Genomic DNA, 17,316 nt, shown 5'->3' on the forward strand with positions numbered 1-17,316 from the left:
AAGATCAAGATCAAGATCGACAGCATCCACACGTGGCGTGGATCTACTGGGTGCAGCTGTGGCATTTGACGTTGGGTCCGCCTTGAGCGAGCCGAGCACCGCAGGTCCGGCGAGGGCGAAGAGGTGCGGGTGTCCGAGCGCAGCGAGTTCCCGCACCGTCCCTCGACGGGCCGAGGAGCGCAGGGTACCGGCGTGCGCAGCACGTCGGCTCGCGCCCCGGCGGCGTGTTTCTTTGGTTACTTTCTTTGCACGAGCAAAGAAAGTGACACCTCCCCGCAGGCGCGGAAACGATCCCCCGGGCACGATCCGGCATCAGCAATGCACCGCGCAAACAAAAACGCCCGGCGCGGGGCCAGGCGTTCCTGCACTACCGTAGAAGTACGGAGACTTACGCCACCGTCGACGCCCGCAGCGCGGCGATGCGCTCTTCCAGCGGCGGATGGCTCATGAACAGCTTCTTCGCCGTCGAACCGGCAATACCGAAGGCGGCAATCTGGGTCGGCAGCGTGCTCTGGCCGTGGTTCAGCTGCAGCCGCTCCAACGCGGCGATCATCTTCTGGCGGCCGGCCAGCGAGGCACCGCCGGCGTCGGCGCGGAACTCGCGGTGGCGCGAGAACCACATCGAGATCATGGTGGCGAACAGGCCGAACACCATCTCCAGCACGAACACGATGATGTAATAGGCGAAGCCACGGCCGCCGCCTTCGCGGTTGCCCGACAGCGCGCTGTCGATGATGCCGCCGACCACGCGGGCCAGCACGATCACGAAGGTGTTCAGCACGCCCTGCAGCAGCGCCATGGTGATCATGTCACCGTTGGCGACGTGGGCGATCTCGTGGCCCAGCACCGCTTCGGCCTCGTCTTCGCTCATGTTGTGCAGCAGGCCGGTGGACACCGCCACCAGCGCGTTGTTGCGGTTGGCACCAGTGGCGAAGGCGTTGATCTCCGGGCCTTCGTACACCGCTACTTCGGGCATGCCGATACCGGCCGCCTTGGCCTGGCGCTCGACGGTGGCCAGCAGCCAGCGCTCGGTCTGGTTGCGCGGCTCAGTGATCACCACCGCACCGGTGGAGCGCTTGGCCATCCACTTGGAGAGCAGCAGCGAGATGAAGGAGCCACCGAAGCCGAAGATCGCGGCCATGACCAGCAGGCCGCTCATCTGGCTTGGATTGACCCCGAGCAACGACATCACGATGCTGGCGAGAATCAGGACCGCGAAGTTGGTCGCCAGGAACAGGGCAATGCGGGTAAACATGGGAAAATCCGGCTCGGAAGGGGTCGATACCGGTCAATTTGCGGTGTGGTCAGCTTGAATTCAAGCGCCAACCTGACCGACGATTCAGCCAGCATGACCTCCCCCATTCCCTGCGGTCGTTTCGCGCCCTCGCCGACCGGCCTGCTCCATCCCGGATCCCTGCTCGCCGCCTTCGGCAGCTGGCTGCTCGCGCGACATAACGGCGGCTTGTGGCGGCTGCGCATCGAAGACGTCGATCCACCACGCACCGTGCCCGGCGCCGCCGAGTCACAGCTGCGGGCGCTGGCCGCGTTCGGCCTGGTCCACGATGGCCCGATCCTCTGGCAGAGCACCCGCGGCGAGGCCTACCAGGCCGCGCTGGACGTGCTGCTGGCCAGCGACCTGGCCTTTGTCTGCCACTGCAGCCGCAGCGACCTGGCCGCCAACGGCGGCATCCACCATCGTTGCGTCGCCCGGCAACCTCGACCGGACCCTGCCGTCCGCTTCCGCGTGCCACCGGGCAGCATCGTGTACTTCGACGATGGCCTGCGCGGCCCGCAGCAGCAGGACGTGCACGCCGAGGTCGGCGACTTCGTGCTGCGCCGCGCCGATGGCTGCTGGGCCTACCAGTTGGCGGTGGTGGTCGATGACGCCGCACAAGGAGTGACCGAAGTGGTGCGCGGCGCCGACCTGCTCGACTCCACCGCGCGGCAGATCCTGCTGCAGCAGGCATTGGGGCTGGCGGTGCCGCGCTACTGGCACCTGCCGCTGCTGCTGGATGCGCCGGGCCACAAACTGTCCAAGTCGCTGGCGGCGCTGCCGGTGGACAGTTCGCACCCGCTGCCCGTGCTGCGCCAGCTCTGGAAGCTGCTCGGCCAGGCACCTGGGGCGCTGGAACCTGCGCACGACCTGGATACGCTGCTGGCCACCGCTCGGCAGGCCTTCGACCCGGCACGACTGCCGCGGACCGACATCCTGTTGCCAGCCGGCGCACTTTCCGCGCCGATGTTGCAGAATCCCCCTTCCCCCACCCGACACCCGGACAACACTCCATGACATCTCGCGTCGCACTGGTCACCGGCGGAACCGGCGGCATCGGCACCGCCATCTGCCAACGCCTGGCCGACCAGGGCCACCGAGTCGCCACCAACTACCGCGACGAGGCCAAGGCCCGCGCCTGGCAGCAGGCAATGACCGAACGCGGCTACAGCGTGTCGATCTTCCCGGGCGATGTCTCCGATCCAGGCAGCGCCGAAGCGCTGGTGCGCGCCGTCGAGGCCGAGCTGGGCCCGGTCGAGATCCTGGTCAACAACGCGGGCATCACCCGCGACACCACGTTCCATCGCATGCGCGCGGACCAGTGGCACGATGTGATCAACACCAACCTCAATTCGGTGTTCAACGTCACCCGCCCGGTCATCGAGGGCATGCGCCGCCGCGGCTGGGGCCGGGTCATCCAGATCAGCTCGATCAACGGCCTGAAGGGCCAGTACGGCCAGGCCAACTACGCGGCGGCCAAGGCCGGCATGCACGGTTTCACCATCTCGCTGGCGCGCGAGAACGCCGGCTTCGGCATTACCGTCAACACCATTTCGCCCGGCTACGTCGCGACCGACATGGTGATGGCGGTGCCGGAGGAAGTGCGCGCCAAGATCGTCGCCGACATTCCCACCGGGCGCCTCGGCAAGCCGGAGGAAATCGCTTACGGGGTGTCCTTCCTGGTGGCGGAGGAAGCCTCGTGGATCACCGGCAGCAACCTGGACATCAATGGCGGCCACCATATGGGTTGGTAAGCCGCGCCGGCGGCCTCGGCGGCGCACACCCGCCGCCCCTGCCGATGGTCATGCTGCGCAGCACGCAAACCCTTGTTGCGCAACATGATCCCCTGTGAAAGCCAAGCCTGGCGGGGGCTGAGGCGGTTGCAACGGCTGCTGCACTGCGCCATGCTTCGCATCTACTGTGACGAGTGACCGCTTCAATGGCTGCGACCCGCATCATCAAGAAGTATCCGAACCGCCGTCTCTACGACACCGAGATCTCCAGCTACATCACCATCGAGGACGTGCGACAGCTGATCCTGGACGGTGAAGACTTCGAAGTCCGTGACGCCAAGAGCGGCGACGACCTCACCCGTTCGGTCCTGCTGCAGATCATCGCCGACCAGGAACAGGACGGCGAACCGATGCTGTCCACCCAGCTGCTGAGCCAACTGATCCGCTTCTACGGCGATTCCCTGCAGGGCTTCATGGGCAACTACCTGGAGCGCAGCATGCAGGTCTTCCTCGACCAGCAGCAGCAGTTCCGCCAGCAGATGGGCAACCTGCTGGGCCAGACCCCGTGGGCGATGATGAACCAGCTGACCGAGCGCAACCTGGAGCTGTGGCAGGAATTCCAGCGCAGCATGGGCACCGGTTTCGGTGGTCCGCGACCGGGTGGCACCGGTACCGGCACCGGCAACAAGCCCAACGAACCCGGTACCGGCACCGGCGGCAAGACCCGCCGCTGAGCCGATGTACCGGCGGATACGAAAACGGCGCGCCCAATGGCGCGCCGCTTTGTTTTGTGCCCCGGGGGAGCATCAACGTTTCGCTTTGCACCCCGTGCATACGCGTTCGACCTTGTAGCCCTTCGCCTTCAGCTTCTCGACCACGCCGTCACCGCCCAGAAGGTGCAGCGTACCGACCACCACCAGCGTGCCACCCTGCCCGGCCTGCAGGTACGGCAGCAGCTTCGGTACCCACGCATCGTTGCGCCCGGTGTTGATGCGCTGGTAAAGCTGCGGGTACTGCTGGCGCATTTCCGCGGCCATCTTCGTCCACAACACGCGCTCATCGCCTCGCCGCCAGGCATCATGCAGCTGGCGCGCCTGCTCATCGCCCTTGCCCGCCTGATCCAGCGCCTCGGACAGCATCTGTCGCTGCTCCTGCACGGTCATGCCGTCGAGCATGCCGATCTGGGTATCGATGTCTTCCAACCCAGCGGTCCTGCGGCCGGTCTTCTGCGCGCGCTCCATGAAATGACGGTCCAGGCCCAGCGCCGGGTCCAGGCCCATCTTCTGCATCTGCCCGACCGAAATGCTCAGGCCGACGAACCAGGGCTTCATGCCCTGCATCTGTGCCAACGGAAGCTTGTTCTCGGATGCGAACGCCTGCAGCTTCTGCCAAGTGGCCGCGTCGAGATCGCGCTTGAGCTCGCTGCCATCGGTGCGCACTGCAGCCTGCACCATGCGGCTGGCCAGCTGCGGCGACTGCATGTCCTCCGGCGACAGTTCGAACACGACCCGCTGCGAGGCCTCGAAGGCCTGCTCGACATCGGGCGACAGCGGGTAGTCCTGCGGTTTCAACAGGTGGAATGATCCAAGCAGGTATACGCGTGAATCACCCGGGCCGGTCACCTTCCACAGCAGCGGCACCGGCGGCTTGGCCGCCGCCGTGGCAGCGGCGTCGGTGGCCGGTGCATTGCGCGCCGGTGCCAGCGGTGCGATTGCAAACGCTGCCATCAGCAGCGTTGCACGGAACAGTCCCTTCAACGGCATCTCAGCCCTCTCCTTCAGACAGGTGGTAGGCCTTCTCGCCCGCTTCCATGCGCACGTCCAGCCGGTTTTCCGGCGGCGCCAGCGGGCACGTGGCATACGCGGTGAATGCACACGGCGGGTTGTAGGCATGATTGAAATCGATGCGTAGCGTGCCGTCGGCTGCCGGCGCATCGGTATCCAGATAGCGCCCGGCCGGATAACTGCCGCGGCCACTGGTGCGGTCGGCAAAGATCAGGAACAGCGGCTGCTCGGTGGCTCCGATCGCCTCCAGCCGCCATGTGCGGCCGTCGCGTTCGAATTCGACCGCACCCGCATTGGGCATCTCGGTGGTCAGGCCGGTGATGTCGACAATGGGAAGGGTCTTGCCCGCCGGATGCGGGATGAAGCGTGCCTGCACCTGCCAGTCCGGGCCACCCGGCCAGTACTCCAGCCCGGCGAAATCACGGCGCGCCGGCGCATCGGCATGCTTGACCCGCAGCGCATCGCGCGGACCGCGCCGGATGATGCTGAGCTGGCCCTTGCCACCGTCGAAGGCCAACAGGGTTGGCTGCGGATCCTTGTCGGTGTCGATGCGGATACGGCCGCGCACCGGCTGGCCATCATGGCTGACATCCACACCGGCTTCGGGCGTGAACCACCACTGGCTGCCCTCGCGACGCAGCAGGCCCAGCTTGTCCGGGCCAACCGTCAGGCGGATGCCGTTGGTGGCACCACTGCCGACGAAGTGTGATTTGTTCTGCAGCCAGTGCAGGCCGACCAGGGCCGTCCAGCCATCGGGCCGGGTCAGGTCCTGGTAGCGGGCCACCCGCCATTGCTGCTGCGCGGCCGCATAGGCCGGATCTTCGGTAACCTTCGGCGCCGGCGGTGTTGCCGGACTGCACGCGGCCAACAGCAAGGCGGCCAGCAGGCCGCCCATTCCCCGATAACGCATCGATGCTCCCCTCAACGTCCGCGCAGGAACCAGCGGTCGATCTCCGCCAGCGAAAAACGGGCCCAGGTCGGCCGGCCGTGGTTGCACTGGCCAGACCGTTCGGTGATTTCCATGTCGCGCAGCAGCGCGTTCATTTCCGGCACGGTCAGGCGCCGGTTGGCACGCACCGCACCGTGACAGGCCATGGTCGACAGCAGTTCGTCACGTGCGCTGGCCACGCGGCGGCTCTGGCCGTGCTCGCGCAGGTCGGTCAGCACATCGCGCAGCAGCCCCTCCGGTTCGGCATGCGCCAACAGCGCTGGAATACTGCGCACGTGCAGCGATCCGGGACCGGCACGGGTCACCTCGAAGCCGAGCGCCGCCAACGTTTCGGCTTCACTTTCGGCGGTGTCGGCTTCGCGCTCGCCCACGGCGAGTGTGATCGGCACCAGCAGCGGCTGCGACTGCAGGCCGATACCATCGTGCGCGTTCTTCAGGCGCTCGTAGCCGATGCGCTCGTGCGCGGCATGCATGTCGACCACGATCAGGCCTTCTGCGTTCTCGGCCAGGATGTAGATGCCGTGCAGCTGCGCGATCGCGTAGCCCAGCGGCGGTACGCCGGCGTCGGCACTGGTCACCGGCAGTCCGTTCTCGGTCGGCATCGGCGGCAGCGCAGCACCGCGTTCGGCACCGGCCGGTGCGGCATACAGCGCGGCATAGGCCGCCGGTGCATCGGCCACCTGCAGTCCAAGGGGCTGCTGCGGGCGCCAGCCGGAAAAACCACCACCACCGCCACCCGAGCCGGCACCGGGCGTAGGTCCACGCGCCAGCCCGAAACCCGATGCGCCCGCGCTCGATGCCATCGGTGCAGCAGCGGCGTCCACCGGATGCACCGGACCCGCACCGATCTCCTGCGCCGACATGCCGGCGCGGGTATCAGCCAGCGCGTCCTTCAGCGTGCGGTAGACGAAATCGTGCACCAGCCGCGAATCACGGAAGCGAACCTCGTGCTTGGCCGGGTGCACGTTGACGTCAACGCGGGTCGGGTCGAGCTCGAGGAACAGCACATAGGCTGGCTGGCGGCCGTGGTACAGCACATCGCCGTAAGCCATCTTCACCGCATGGGCGACGCTGCGGTCGCGCACCGAACGGCCGTTGACGTACAGGTACTGCTGGTCGGCGCTGGCGCGCGAATAATGCGGCTGCGCGATCCAGCCGTGCAGGCGCAGGCCGGCACCACTGTGGTCGACGCGCACGGCCTGATTGGCGAAATCCTCGCCCAGCGTTTCGGCCAGGCGCGCATCGGAATACAGATCGCCCGGCTTGTAGCGGCGCGAGGCCTTGCCGTTGTGCGACACGCGCAGTTCGACATCCGGTCGCGCAAGCGCCAGCGAACGCAACCACTCTTCGATATGGCCCAGTTCGGTACGCTCGGCGCGCAGGAACTTGCGCCGCGCCGGTACGTTGTAGAACAGCTCGCGCACTTCCACGGTGGTGCCCGGTGCATGCGCACGTGGCGTCACTTCGCCGATCTTGCCGCCTTCGATCTGCAGTGCCGAACCGTGTTCGTCATGCGCGCGACGCGAGGACAGGGTAAAGCGGCTGACCGAGGCGATCGACGGCAGCGCTTCGCCACGGAACCCGAGCGTGGCCACCGATTCGAGGTCGTCCAGATCGGCGATCTTGCTGGTGGCGTGGCGCGAGACCGCCAGCGGCAGCTGTTCCGGCGCGATGCCACTGCCATTGTCGCGGATGCGGATCAGGCGGACACCCCCCTCTTCAAGATCGATATCAACGCGGCTGGCACCGGCATCGATCGCGTTCTCGACCAGCTCCTTGACCACCGACGCAGGACGTTCGACCACTTCGCCGGCGGCGATCTGGTTGATCAGGATTTCCGGCAACGGCCGGATCGGGCGCGGTCCGGGCGCGCTCATGGGAGAGGATGGGCAGCAGACTTCATGGGTTGATGATAGCGGAGGCTGCGCATGTAGAGTCGACTGTCAGTCGACTGCCCTCCGCCGGGCGGCGAAAACCCCGCGCTGCGCGCGTAGTCGACTGACAGTCGACTCTACAGAAAGCAGTAACCTGCCTTCGGCAGGTTATTTGCTGCCGCCGGCCATGGTCCCGGCAGCGTCGATCTCGGCCTGGGCACGGGCTGCGTACAGCGTGCCCGGCGGTGGCTGGCGGCTGAAGAAGGTGTGCACGCCATCGAGCACGGCGCCGGCGATCTTGCGCTGGTAGGCCGGGTCGATCAGACGGCGCTCTTCGTCCGGGTTGGAGATGAACGCGGTTTCCACCAGCATCGCCGGCATGTCCGAGGTGCGCAGCACGGCGAAGTTCGCACGTTCGATGTTCGGCTTGTGGTTGTTGCCGATCCGCTTCAGGCCGCCCAGCACGTGGCCGGCGGCATCTTCAGACGCCTTCATGTAACCGCTCTGGGCAAGGTCCAGCAGCACGTTGGCAAGCGTGCCTTCGGTCTGCTGCAGGCGCACGCCACCCACCAGGTCGGCCGCGTTTTCCTTGTCCGCCAGCCAGCGGGCGCGCTGCGAAGAGGCGCCCTTGGTCGACAGCACGTATACCGACGAACCAGTGGCCGAACGGTTTTCGGCCGCGTCGGCATGGATCGAAATGAAGATGTCGGCCTTGTTTGCACGTGCCTTCTGCGCACGCATCGGCAGCGGGATGAACACGTCGCTGTCGCGGGTCAGATAGGCCTTCAGGCCCGGCGTCGCATTGACCTGGCGGGCCAGCTCACGCGCCACCGCCAGGGTGACATCCTTTTCGCGCTTGCCGGTCGGGCCGATCGCGCCGGGATCCTGGCCACCGTGGCCGGGATCGATGGCGACCACCAGATGACGCATGCCGGCCTGCATGCGGATGCGCGAGGCATCGCTGGGCATGGCCGGGCGCGGCGGTTCCACCGGCGTCGGCGCCGGTGCAGGCACGGTAGCCGGCGGCGTGGTCACCACGGCGGCGGTGCGCTGGCCGGCCAGGATCGCGGCCGGCGAGGAAGAAGGTGAGCTGCTGGCCACGGTACCGGCCGCCGCAACCTGGGCCGGCGCGGTGGACGGCGCCGGGGTCGGCGTGGCCGGTGCGGCGGCAGTGGCACTGGCCTGCTGCCGCACCTGCGCGGTCAGCAGCGCGGTCGCACGTGCGGCATCGGAACGCGACTGTGCGCTTTCAGCCGGGGTCGGCCCGGGCGTGGCCACCGGTGCCTGCGGCTGCACCGCCGGTGTCGCTGCCGGACGGCTGGCGGCCATGGCCGGGCCATCGCCCGGCCATTCGATCACCAACTTGGATTCATTGCCCTCCCGCTGCATCTGCGGGCGGAACGGCGCCACCGATTCAGCGAGGTCGAAAACGACACGGAAGGTGCCCGGCACCGGCTGTCCGGTACGCACCGCCGTGACCACGCCCTGCGCAGCCGGCATCTTCAGGTTGCGTATGGCGCTGGAGTCAGGGAAGTCGACCACCAGACGGTTCGGACTGGCCAGAGAAAGCGTCTTGTAGCCGCCACTGCCGACCAGCGAGATCTCGGCACGGGTGCCGGTGGCGCCGGTATTCAGCAGGACCTGGCGGACTTCACCCGCCCACGCACTGACGCTCGCCAGACCCAGTCCGACGGCGGCACAGATAGCGATGAGACGGTTCCCCGGGCGCATGGCTCAGGATTCAATCATCGCGCTGAACGGAATGCAACACCTTTTTCCTTAATAATCCGTAACCTGCCGGTCTTTGTTCTCGTCAGCCGACAGAAATGGCCTGCAAGTCGCCCCCTTGGGGAAGCCGCTTCAGCCACTCATGTCCGACGTCGCTGGCTCCGGTGAGACGGACGCGGCGCCCCTGCCCCTCGATCTCCAACGCCACCACCAGGTCGGTCGGCGGCAGCGCGCCAGCGCCGCGTTCCGGCCATTCCACCAGCCACAACACCGCGCTGCCCTCGTCCAGGCCCAGGAAATCGAGTTCGCCGGCCTGGCCGATCCGGTACAGGTCCAGGTGCCAGGCTTCGCCGCCACTGGCCAGCGGATAACGCTCGACCAGGGTATAGGTCGGGCTGCGGATCGCGCCCTGCACGCTCAGTGCGCGCAGCAGTGCCCGGGCCGTTGTGGACTTGCCAGCGCCGAGGTCGCCGCGCAGTTCGATCAGCGCCTGGGGCGGTCGGGTCGCCGCCAGCCACTGCCCGAGCAGTTCGGTGGCATCGCTGTCGGCAAGGAAGAATTCAGTCATGAAGAGCGTTCCGGGTTGGCCAGTTGCCGCAGCGGCACCAGCAGATCAGTGGGAAGCATGCCGCGCGAGCCGTCGGCGGCCGCAGCGTCGCCGGCGAGCGCGTGCAGCAGTGCGCCAGCGGCGGCAGCGTCGAAGGCGGCCAGGCCCTGCGCGCGCAGGCTGGCAATGATGCCGGTGAGCAGGTCGCCCATGCCCCCCACGGCCATGCCGGGGTTGCCTGCAGCAATCAGCCGTGGCACCTGCCCGGGCGCCGTCACGATGCTGCCCGCGCCCTTCAGCACCACCACGGCGTGGAAGCGCTCGGCCAACGCCTGCGCACAGCGGTAGCGATCGGCCTGGATGTCAGCGGTACTGCAGTCGAGCAGACGCGCGGCCTCGCCCGGATGTGGCGTAAGGATCGCCTCCGGCAGCGCGCGCGGATCCTGCGCCAGCAGATTCAGCGCATCGGCATCAACCACCAGCGGTTTGTCGCTGTCCAGCACCTGCGCAAACATTGCGCGTGCCCATTCGTCCTGGCCCAGGCCGGGGCCGATCGCCACCACCCTGGCCTTGTCCAGCAGCGCCGGCAGCACATCGCCATCTTCGAGCGCATGGGTCATCGCCTCGGGAAGCCGAGCCAGCAACGGGCCGACGTGATCGCGCCGGGTGGCCAGGCTCAACAGTCCCGCGCCGGCACGCAGTGCCGCTTCGGCCGCCATCGCGATGGCCCCACCGCTGCCATGGTTGCCGCCGACGCACAGCACGTGCCCGGATTCGCCCTTGTGGGTATTGGTACGACGCGGCGGCAGCAGTGCCGGCAAGCGAGCCTGGGTCCAGTGCTCTGCGGCGGGTGACACGCCCTGCCATGCGGCCGTGGGTAGCTGCAGCGGCGCCAACACCTTCCGCCCGCAATGATCCAGCGCATCGCCGGTATACAGCCCGCGATGCGGCACGATGAACTGCAGGGTCAAAGCAGCCTTCACCGCCTCGCCCGGTACGGCGCCCCGGTCGGCATCGACGCCACTGGGGACGTCCAGCGCCAGAACCGGTGCCGTCTGCGCGTTGAGGGCGGTGATCAGCGCCTGCGCCACACCTTCCGGCGCACGGTCGAAGCCCAGACCGAACAGGGCATCAACCCAGATATCGGCCTCGGGCGGCGCGCCGTCGAAATCGGTGATGGTGCCGCCGTCGGACGTGAATTCCGATGCTGCACGCTGTGCCAGCGACGTCGCCGGTGGCTTGCCCGGCAAGGCGATCACCGTCACCGCGCGCCCGGCCTTCCGTGCATGGCGGGCCAGCACCAGGCCGTCGCCACCGTTGTTGCCTGCTCCGACCACCACGCCGATCCGCTGCGCCTGCGGCCAATGCTGCAGCAGGCACTGCCAGGCGGCCTGGCCGGCCTGCGCCATCAGGCCCCAACCACCCTCGGCGGCCAGCGCCGAGGCCTGCGCATCAAGCACACGCGCGGCAGCGGAATCGAAAAGATCGGCAAGGTTGGCCATGCGGGGATTTTATACTGGTGCACATGTCCCCCGCCCCCGTCCCTGTCGATCCGGCCCAGGCCGTGCAGCGCATCCGCGAACTGGCGCGTGCGCATGGCTTCCAGCGCTGCGGTATCGCCGGCATCGAGCTGGGCGAGGATGAGGCGCACCTGGCCGACTGGCTGGGCCAGGGCCTGTACGGCACGATGGACTGGATGGCGCGCCACGGCACCCTGCGCGCGCGCCCGGCCGAGCTGCTGCCCGGCACCGTACGGGTGATCTCGGTGGGCATGGACTACAGCCACAAGGACGACACCGAAGCCTGGGCAACCCTGGCCGACCCGGGCCGCGCCTACGTGGCCCGTTACGCCTTGGGCCGCGACTACCACAAGCTGATGCGCAACCGCCTGCAGAAGCTGGCCACGCAGATCAACGATGAAGTGGCACCGCTGGGCTACCGCGTGTTCGTCGATTCGGCGCCCGTGCTGGAACGCGCACTGGCGCGCAATGCCGGCCTGGGCTGGATCGGCAAGCACACCTGCCTGATCGACCGCCATGGCGGCTCCTGGTTCTTCATCGGCGAGATCTACATCGATATCCCGCTGCCGATCGATGCACCGGCCACGGCACACTGCGGCACCTGCACGCGCTGCATCGATGTCTGCCCGACCCAGGCCATCACCGGCCCGCAGCGGCTGGACGCGCGGCGCTGTATTTCCTACCTGACCATCGAGCACGACGGTGCCATCCCCGAAGACATGCGGCCGTTGATCGGCAACCGCATCTACGGCTGTGACGACTGCCAGCTGGTCTGCCCCTGGAACAAGTTCGCCAAGCGTACCGACGAAGCCGATTTCCGCGCGCGCAACAACCTCGACACTGCCCGTCTGGACCAGCTGTTTGCCTGGGACGAAGCTGAATTCCTGCGCCGTACCGAAGGCAGCCCGATCCGGCGCAGCGGCCATGAACGCTGGCTGCGCAACATCGCCGTGGCACTGGGCAATGCACCGTCCTCGGCCGAAGCGTTGGCCGCGTTGCATACCCGCGTCGATGATCCCTCGCCGCTGGTGCGTGAACACGTGCAGTGGGCGCTGGGCCAGCACACGGTGCGCTGACGTGCGATCCTGAGCCCCCGTTCCGCCCGCAGCACGCCGTTCCCATGCAGCCACGCAACAACGACATCCTCACCCCCAGCCAGCTCAACACCCTGGCCCGCGACCTGCTGGAAGGCAGCTTCCCGGCGATCTGGGTCGAGGCCGAACTGGGCAGCGTGGCGCGTCCTGCCTCCGGGCACCTGTATTTCACCCTGAAGGACGCGCGTGCGCAGCTGCGCGCGGCGATGTTCCGGATGAAGGCGCAGTACCTGAAGTTCGTGCCGCGCGAAGGCATGCGCGTGCTGGTGCGCGGCAAGGTGACCCTGTACGACGCCCGTGGCGAGTACCAGATGGTGCTGGACCACATGGAGGAGGCCGGCGAAGGCGCGCTGCGCCGCGCGTTCGAAGAGCTGAAGGCACGCCTGGAGGCCGAAGGCCTGTTCGACCCGGCACGCAAACGGCCGCTGCCGGCGCACGTGCAGCGCCTGGCGGTGATCACATCGCCCACCGGCGCGGCCGTGCGCGACGTGCTGAGCGTACTCGGCCGCCGCTTCCCGCTGCTGGAAGTGGACCTGCTGCCGACCTTGGTGCAGGGCAGCAGCGCCGCTGCACAGATCACCCGCCTGCTGCAGGCCGCCGATGCCAGTGGCCGCTACGACGTGATCCTGCTGACACGTGGCGGCGGCTCACTGGAAGACCTGTGGGCCTTCAACGATGAAGCACTGGCCCGCGCGATCGCCGCCAGCCGCACCCCGGTAGTGTCGGCGGTGGGCCATGAAACCGACTTCAGCCTCAGCGATTTTGCCGCCGACCTGCGCGCACCAACGCCGTCGGTGGCAGCCGAGCTGCTGGTACCGGACCAGCGCGAACTGGCCCTGCGCCTGCGCCGTACGGCCGCGCGCATGGTGCAGCTGCAACGGCATGCGATGCAGCAGGCGATGCAGCGTGCCGACCGCGCCCTGCTGCGCCTGAACGCACAGAGCCCGCAGGCGCGGCTGGACCTGTTGCGCCGTCGCCAGCTCGATCTGGGCCGGCGCCTGCATGCGGTCTTCAACCAGCAGCAGGAGCGCCGTGCCGCACGCCTGCGCCATGCGGCCGCGGTACTGCGCGGGCACCATCCGCAACGTCAGCTCGACGCGATGCAGCGCCGCCTCGCCGCCCTGCGCGGGCGGCCGCAGGCAGCGATGCAGCGCCTGCTGGAGCGCGATGCACTGCGACTGCGCGGACTGGCGCGTTCACTGGAAGCGGTGAGCCCGTTGGCCACCGTGGCCCGTGGCTACAGCATCCTGACCCGCACTGACGATGGCACGCTGGTACGAAAGGTCGACCAGGTGCAGCCCGGTGACGCGCTGCAGGCCCGCGTTGGCGACGGCGTGATCGACGTGCAGGTCAAGTAAATGGGTGTTCGGCAGGGCTGCGCCCTGCACCTGCAGAGGCTTCAAGCAACGGCCGAAGCAACAGCCAAAGCGGCTCTGGATTGCTGATGGTTTGGCGGGGCGGTGTGGCTGTGCAGAACACGCCGTAAACCCATCCCTGGGGGCTCGATGGCGCCATCCATGGCGCCAACGGTCCTGCACAGCCACACCGCCCCACCCTCGACAGTTTCCCGATGACGGTCGGTAGATCCACGCCATGCGTGGATGAATCTCTGTCAGATATCGAATCAATTCGGGGTCAGATCCGTTTTCCGTAGGAAAACGGATCTGACCCCACGCCATTCCGACAGATCGTGAGAATCTGTCGAAGGCGGGGTGGGTCCGGTTGAGGGGGCGTGAGCCGCATGGATGCGGCGACCGAGCTTACATGGACGTACTTGCAGCGTCCCCCGCAACCGGACCCACCCCGCCATCCCACGGAATGCACGCTGTTGCTGTTGCTGTTGCTGTTGCTTCGGCAGGTGCAGGGCTGCAAGCCCTGCCGCCCCCCCCCTACCTTGCCTGCTCGCAGAACTTCTGCCGGTACTCGAGCGCCTTCGGCATCAGCGCCTGCAGGTTCTGGATGCGGGTGCCCGGGTTCGGGTGGGTGGAGGCAAACTCCGGTGGCGACTGGCCGCCGCTGGCCTGGCCCATGCGCTGCCACAGCGGCACCGCCTCGCGGGGATCGAAGCACGCCGCTGCGGCCAGCATCAGCCCCACTTCATCCGCCTGTGTCTCGTGGCTGCGCGCATACGGCAGCAGGTAGCCATAGCCCATCGCCGACATCATCATCTGTTGCTGCTGCGCATCCATGCCGCTGGCGGCGCCGGCCACCTGCCCGATCTGGGTCAGCTTCTGCTGGGCCATGCGCTGTGCACCATGGCGCAGCAGCGCATGGGCGATCTCATGCCCCATCACCACCGCCATCGCATCGCGGGTGCGTGCTACCGGCACCAACCCGGTGTAGACCGCCATCTTGCCGCCCGGCAGGCAGAACGCATTGGCCTGGTCGGACGGGATCACATTCACTTCCCACTGGAAATCCCGCGCGAAATGCGCCGGCTGCACGCCGTGCTCCTGCGCCAGCGCGGTCTCCACCACATCGACCTTGGCAATCAGGCGCTGGGCGATATCGCGCACATCGCGCGCGATCGGTGCATTGGGGTCCATCGGCCGTTCCTGCGACAGGATCTGCTGGTAGGCCTGCAGCCCCAGCGCGGTTTCCTGGCGCGCGTCCAGGCTGCTGTCGATCATCACCTTCTCGCCGGTGTACGGATCGACCGTGCGGTTGGAGAACCAGTAGAACAGCGCGTAGGCGGCGGCCAGCAGCAGCACCCACCAGCGGATGTTGCCGAACAGGCCACGCCGCTGTGGGCCTTGCGACGAGCGGGAGAAGGGATCGTTGCGCATCGGGGGGACTTCCTGCTGGCCCCGCCGGCTGGCGGGCACGGCGCAATCTTAGTGCGCCGCTGCCCGCAGCGGGTGAAGCCGGGTGCCGCTCAGATGCCGCGCACCAGGCGGAAGCCGATGCGGGCGTTGGTGGTATCCGAATCCTGGGACTGCCGCCAGGCCGCGCGGGTCTGCTCGGGGGCATTGGCCCAGTTGCCACCGCGGATCACCCGCGACCGGCAGCCCGGGTTGAACCAGGCGACGCCATCGGACGGTGCGCGGCGGTAGCTGGCATGCCAGCAATCGGCCACCCATTCGCTGAGGTTGCCGCCCATATCGTGCAGACCGAAGGCATTGGCCTGGAAGCTGGCCACCGGCGCCGGCCCCCACCAGCCATCGCCGTACCCGATAAACGCGTTGTGCCAGTGCCGTCCCGAAGGCGAAACGTCCTTGCTGCCGGTGAAGTTGCCGCTGCCTGGCGGCGGCACGCCGGCATCGCCCCACGGATAGCGGCCACTGCTGCCAGCGCGCAGCGCGTACTCGAACTCGGCTTCGCTGGGCAGCCGGTAGCTGCGGCCGGTCTGCTCGGACAGCCACGCCGCATAATTCTCGGCATCACGCACACTGACGTGCATCACCGGCGAGTTGCCCAGCGCGCGACCGCCGTCGTAGTCGGAACGCCAGTCCACGCCGCTGCGGCGGATGAAATTGCCGCTGCGTTCGTCGTAGACCACCGAATGGCCACGCCGGGTCGCGCGCGGGCGCGCATTGGAGGCTTTCACGTAGCGCTCGAAATCGCTGACGGTGATCTCGGTGATCGCCATGGCAAAGCCGCGATCGAAGCGCACGTAGTGCGACGGACGCTCGGCATCACTCGAGCCCGGCTCGGCATCGCCTGCACCCATCTGGAAGCCACCGTGGGGCACCACCACCATCTGCGGTCCGCGCCCGCCATCGCGCATCGCATCACTGAACACCTGTCCCGGCCGGAAGCTCCCGTAATGGGTGGCCAGGTCGATGCGCTCGCGAAGCTGGCCCACCACTGCATCACCCGGCAGAGCGATGCGAAGCGCCTCGGCCAGCTTCTCGCGCGCCGGCTTCAGGCCTTGTGGCGTGGCAAGGTCACGCAGTCCGTCATCACGCAGCTGCAGCAGCGTGGCGGCGCGGATCTGCTCGATGCGTTCGAAGGCGTCGGCGATCGTCGGCGACGAATCGCGCACTTTGCTGGCTTCGGCCAGCCAGGTACCCGCACTGGCGAAATCGCGCGCCCGAGCAGCCTGTTCGGCACGGCGGATCAACCCGCTCTCGGCTGCGGCCAGGCCCTGCCGTGCGCGGCTGTTGTCTTCATCCAGCGCCAGCGCCTCACGGAAGTTGCCGATGGCACCGTCGCCATCCTCACCGATACGGTCCGAGCGCAGGTCCTCCTCGCCAGCACGGTTGTAGGCCACCACCCGTTGCGCCAGCTCCACCCGCGCCTGCAGCGCACGCACCTGCTCGTCCTTCGGCGACAGGGTCAGCAACACCAGTGCCTGGCGGCTGGCCTCGGCCAGCGCCTCGCGCTGCTTCAGCGGCCGCACCAGCAGGGCATCGGCCAGCTGCTGCAGTCGCTGGCGGGCACGCTGCAGGCCCAGCCGGGCCTGGCGGTCATCCGGGTCTTCTTCCTGCACCGCCAGCCACAGCGGAATGGCGGCATCCGCGTCTTCATAGAGCCGGCCTTCAGCGAACGCCTGCTCGGCGGCGCGCCGCAACTGGGCAAGGCTGCGGCCCTGGCGGTCCACCCGTGGCGGCGTCCACTGCTGTACGTCCTCGGCGGCATCTTCACCGGCGATGGTCACGCTGCCCTGCCCGGCCTGCGAACTGGCATTGGCGCCGGTGTCGGCGCCCTCGGACGCGCGCGCCTCTTCGCTGGCGGCCCGTTCCGCCGGCGCGGACGGCGACGGCGTGCAGCCGGCCAGGGCCACGGCCAGGGCGGTGCACAGCACGGGCGACAACGGAAAACGCAAGCAGAGCCTCCTTCGGCACAGACGCGGACCGACGTTAGGCTATTCT

The 17,316-nt window shown here is 67.9% G+C and carries 14 protein-coding genes; 5 read left to right on the forward strand and 9 right to left on the reverse strand.

Translation table 11 applies throughout. The features are described from left to right. Positions 1 to 388 precede the first annotated feature (388 nt). On the reverse strand, positions 389 to 1,255 hold the full coding sequence (htpX, locus tag AC5P9P_RS06480) for a protease HtpX (RefSeq protein WP_005410387.1): 867 nt from the start codon (positions 1,253 to 1,255) through the stop codon (positions 389 to 391). A 93-nt stretch (positions 1,256 to 1,348) separates the two neighbouring features. Here htpX and gluQRS point away from each other — a divergent pair, with 93 nt between their 5' ends. The 3 genes from gluQRS to phaR all read left to right on the forward strand — a co-directional run bounded on the left by gluQRS (position 1,349) and on the right by phaR (position 3,740). After that, positions 1,349 to 2,290: a tRNA glutamyl-Q(34) synthetase GluQRS gene (gene gluQRS / locus AC5P9P_RS06485; protein ID WP_049404636.1), complete on the forward strand. Its 942-nt coding sequence runs from the start codon at positions 1,349 to 1,351 to the stop codon at positions 2,288 to 2,290. Beyond that, entirely contained in the window at positions 2,287 to 3,027 is a 741-nt protein-coding gene (gene phbB, locus AC5P9P_RS06490; protein ID WP_005410389.1) for an acetoacetyl-CoA reductase, read from the forward strand. The genes gluQRS and phbB overlap by 4 nt, the downstream gene beginning before the upstream one ends. A 185-nt stretch (positions 3,028 to 3,212) precedes the next feature. Further along, the gene (gene phaR / locus AC5P9P_RS06495; RefSeq protein ID WP_005410391.1) at positions 3,213 to 3,740 is read left to right on the forward strand and encodes a polyhydroxyalkanoate synthesis repressor PhaR; all 528 of its coding nucleotides are present in this window, start codon (positions 3,213 to 3,215) and stop codon (positions 3,738 to 3,740) included. 72 nt (positions 3,741 to 3,812) lie between these two features. On the opposite strand, the gene AC5P9P_RS06500 is transcribed toward phaR, so the two are convergent. From AC5P9P_RS06500 to AC5P9P_RS06525, 6 genes are all read right to left on the reverse strand, one after another. Beyond that, positions 3,813 to 4,769: a TraB/GumN family protein gene (locus tag AC5P9P_RS06500; protein ID WP_024958298.1), complete on the reverse strand. Its 957-nt coding sequence runs from the start codon at positions 4,767 to 4,769 to the stop codon at positions 3,813 to 3,815. A 1-nt stretch (position 4,770) separates the two neighbouring features. Beyond that, positions 4,771 to 5,700, reverse strand: a complete 930-nt coding sequence (locus AC5P9P_RS06505) for a DUF1684 domain-containing protein (RefSeq protein WP_049404635.1) — start codon at positions 5,698 to 5,700, stop codon at positions 4,771 to 4,773. Between the two features lie 11 nt (positions 5,701 to 5,711). Then, the gene (gene mutL, locus AC5P9P_RS06510) at positions 5,712 to 7,616 is read right to left on the reverse strand and encodes a DNA mismatch repair endonuclease MutL (RefSeq protein ID WP_049404634.1); all 1,905 of its coding nucleotides are present in this window, start codon (positions 7,614 to 7,616) and stop codon (positions 5,712 to 5,714) included. A gap of 165 nt (positions 7,617 to 7,781) precedes the next feature. Next, positions 7,782 to 9,344: an N-acetylmuramoyl-L-alanine amidase gene (locus AC5P9P_RS06515; RefSeq protein ID WP_033834690.1), complete on the reverse strand. Its 1,563-nt coding sequence runs from the start codon at positions 9,342 to 9,344 to the stop codon at positions 7,782 to 7,784. A gap of 82 nt (positions 9,345 to 9,426) precedes the next feature. Then, the gene (tsaE, locus tag AC5P9P_RS06520; RefSeq protein WP_164133277.1) at positions 9,427 to 9,909 is read right to left on the reverse strand and encodes a tRNA (adenosine(37)-N6)-threonylcarbamoyltransferase complex ATPase subunit type 1 TsaE; all 483 of its coding nucleotides are present in this window, start codon (positions 9,907 to 9,909) and stop codon (positions 9,427 to 9,429) included. Further along, entirely contained in the window at positions 9,906 to 11,390 is a 1,485-nt protein-coding gene (locus tag AC5P9P_RS06525; protein WP_231522360.1) for an NAD(P)H-hydrate dehydratase, read from the reverse strand. Before AC5P9P_RS06525 ends, tsaE begins: the two co-directional genes overlap by 4 nt. Before the next feature lie 23 nt (positions 11,391 to 11,413). On the opposite strand from AC5P9P_RS06525, the gene queG reads away from it, so the two are divergent. Both queG and xseA read left to right on the forward strand, forming a co-directional pair. After that, positions 11,414 to 12,484 (forward strand): tRNA epoxyqueuosine(34) reductase QueG, encoded by a 1,071-nt coding sequence (queG, locus tag AC5P9P_RS06530; RefSeq protein ID WP_032966929.1) that lies wholly within the window; start codon positions 11,414 to 11,416, stop codon positions 12,482 to 12,484. A 44-nt stretch (positions 12,485 to 12,528) separates the two neighbouring features. Continuing rightward, positions 12,529 to 13,860, forward strand: coding sequence for an exodeoxyribonuclease VII large subunit (xseA, locus tag AC5P9P_RS06535; protein ID WP_005410399.1), 1,332 nt, complete (start codon positions 12,529 to 12,531; stop codon positions 13,858 to 13,860). A 531-nt stretch (positions 13,861 to 14,391) separates the two neighbouring features. Here the strand turns inward: xseA and AC5P9P_RS06540 are convergent. Beyond that, a complete protein-coding gene (locus AC5P9P_RS06540) occupies positions 14,392 to 15,288 on the reverse strand; it encodes a M48 family metallopeptidase (RefSeq protein WP_495232658.1) in 897 nt (298 codons plus the stop codon). An 89-nt stretch (positions 15,289 to 15,377) separates the two neighbouring features. Next, positions 15,378 to 17,270, reverse strand: coding sequence for a formylglycine-generating enzyme family protein (locus AC5P9P_RS06545; protein ID WP_049402433.1), 1,893 nt, complete (start codon positions 17,268 to 17,270; stop codon positions 15,378 to 15,380). Positions 17,271 to 17,316: the final 46 nt, after the last annotated feature.

Source organism: Stenotrophomonas sp. YJH_SMC_14-1 (genome assembly GCF_059372275.1).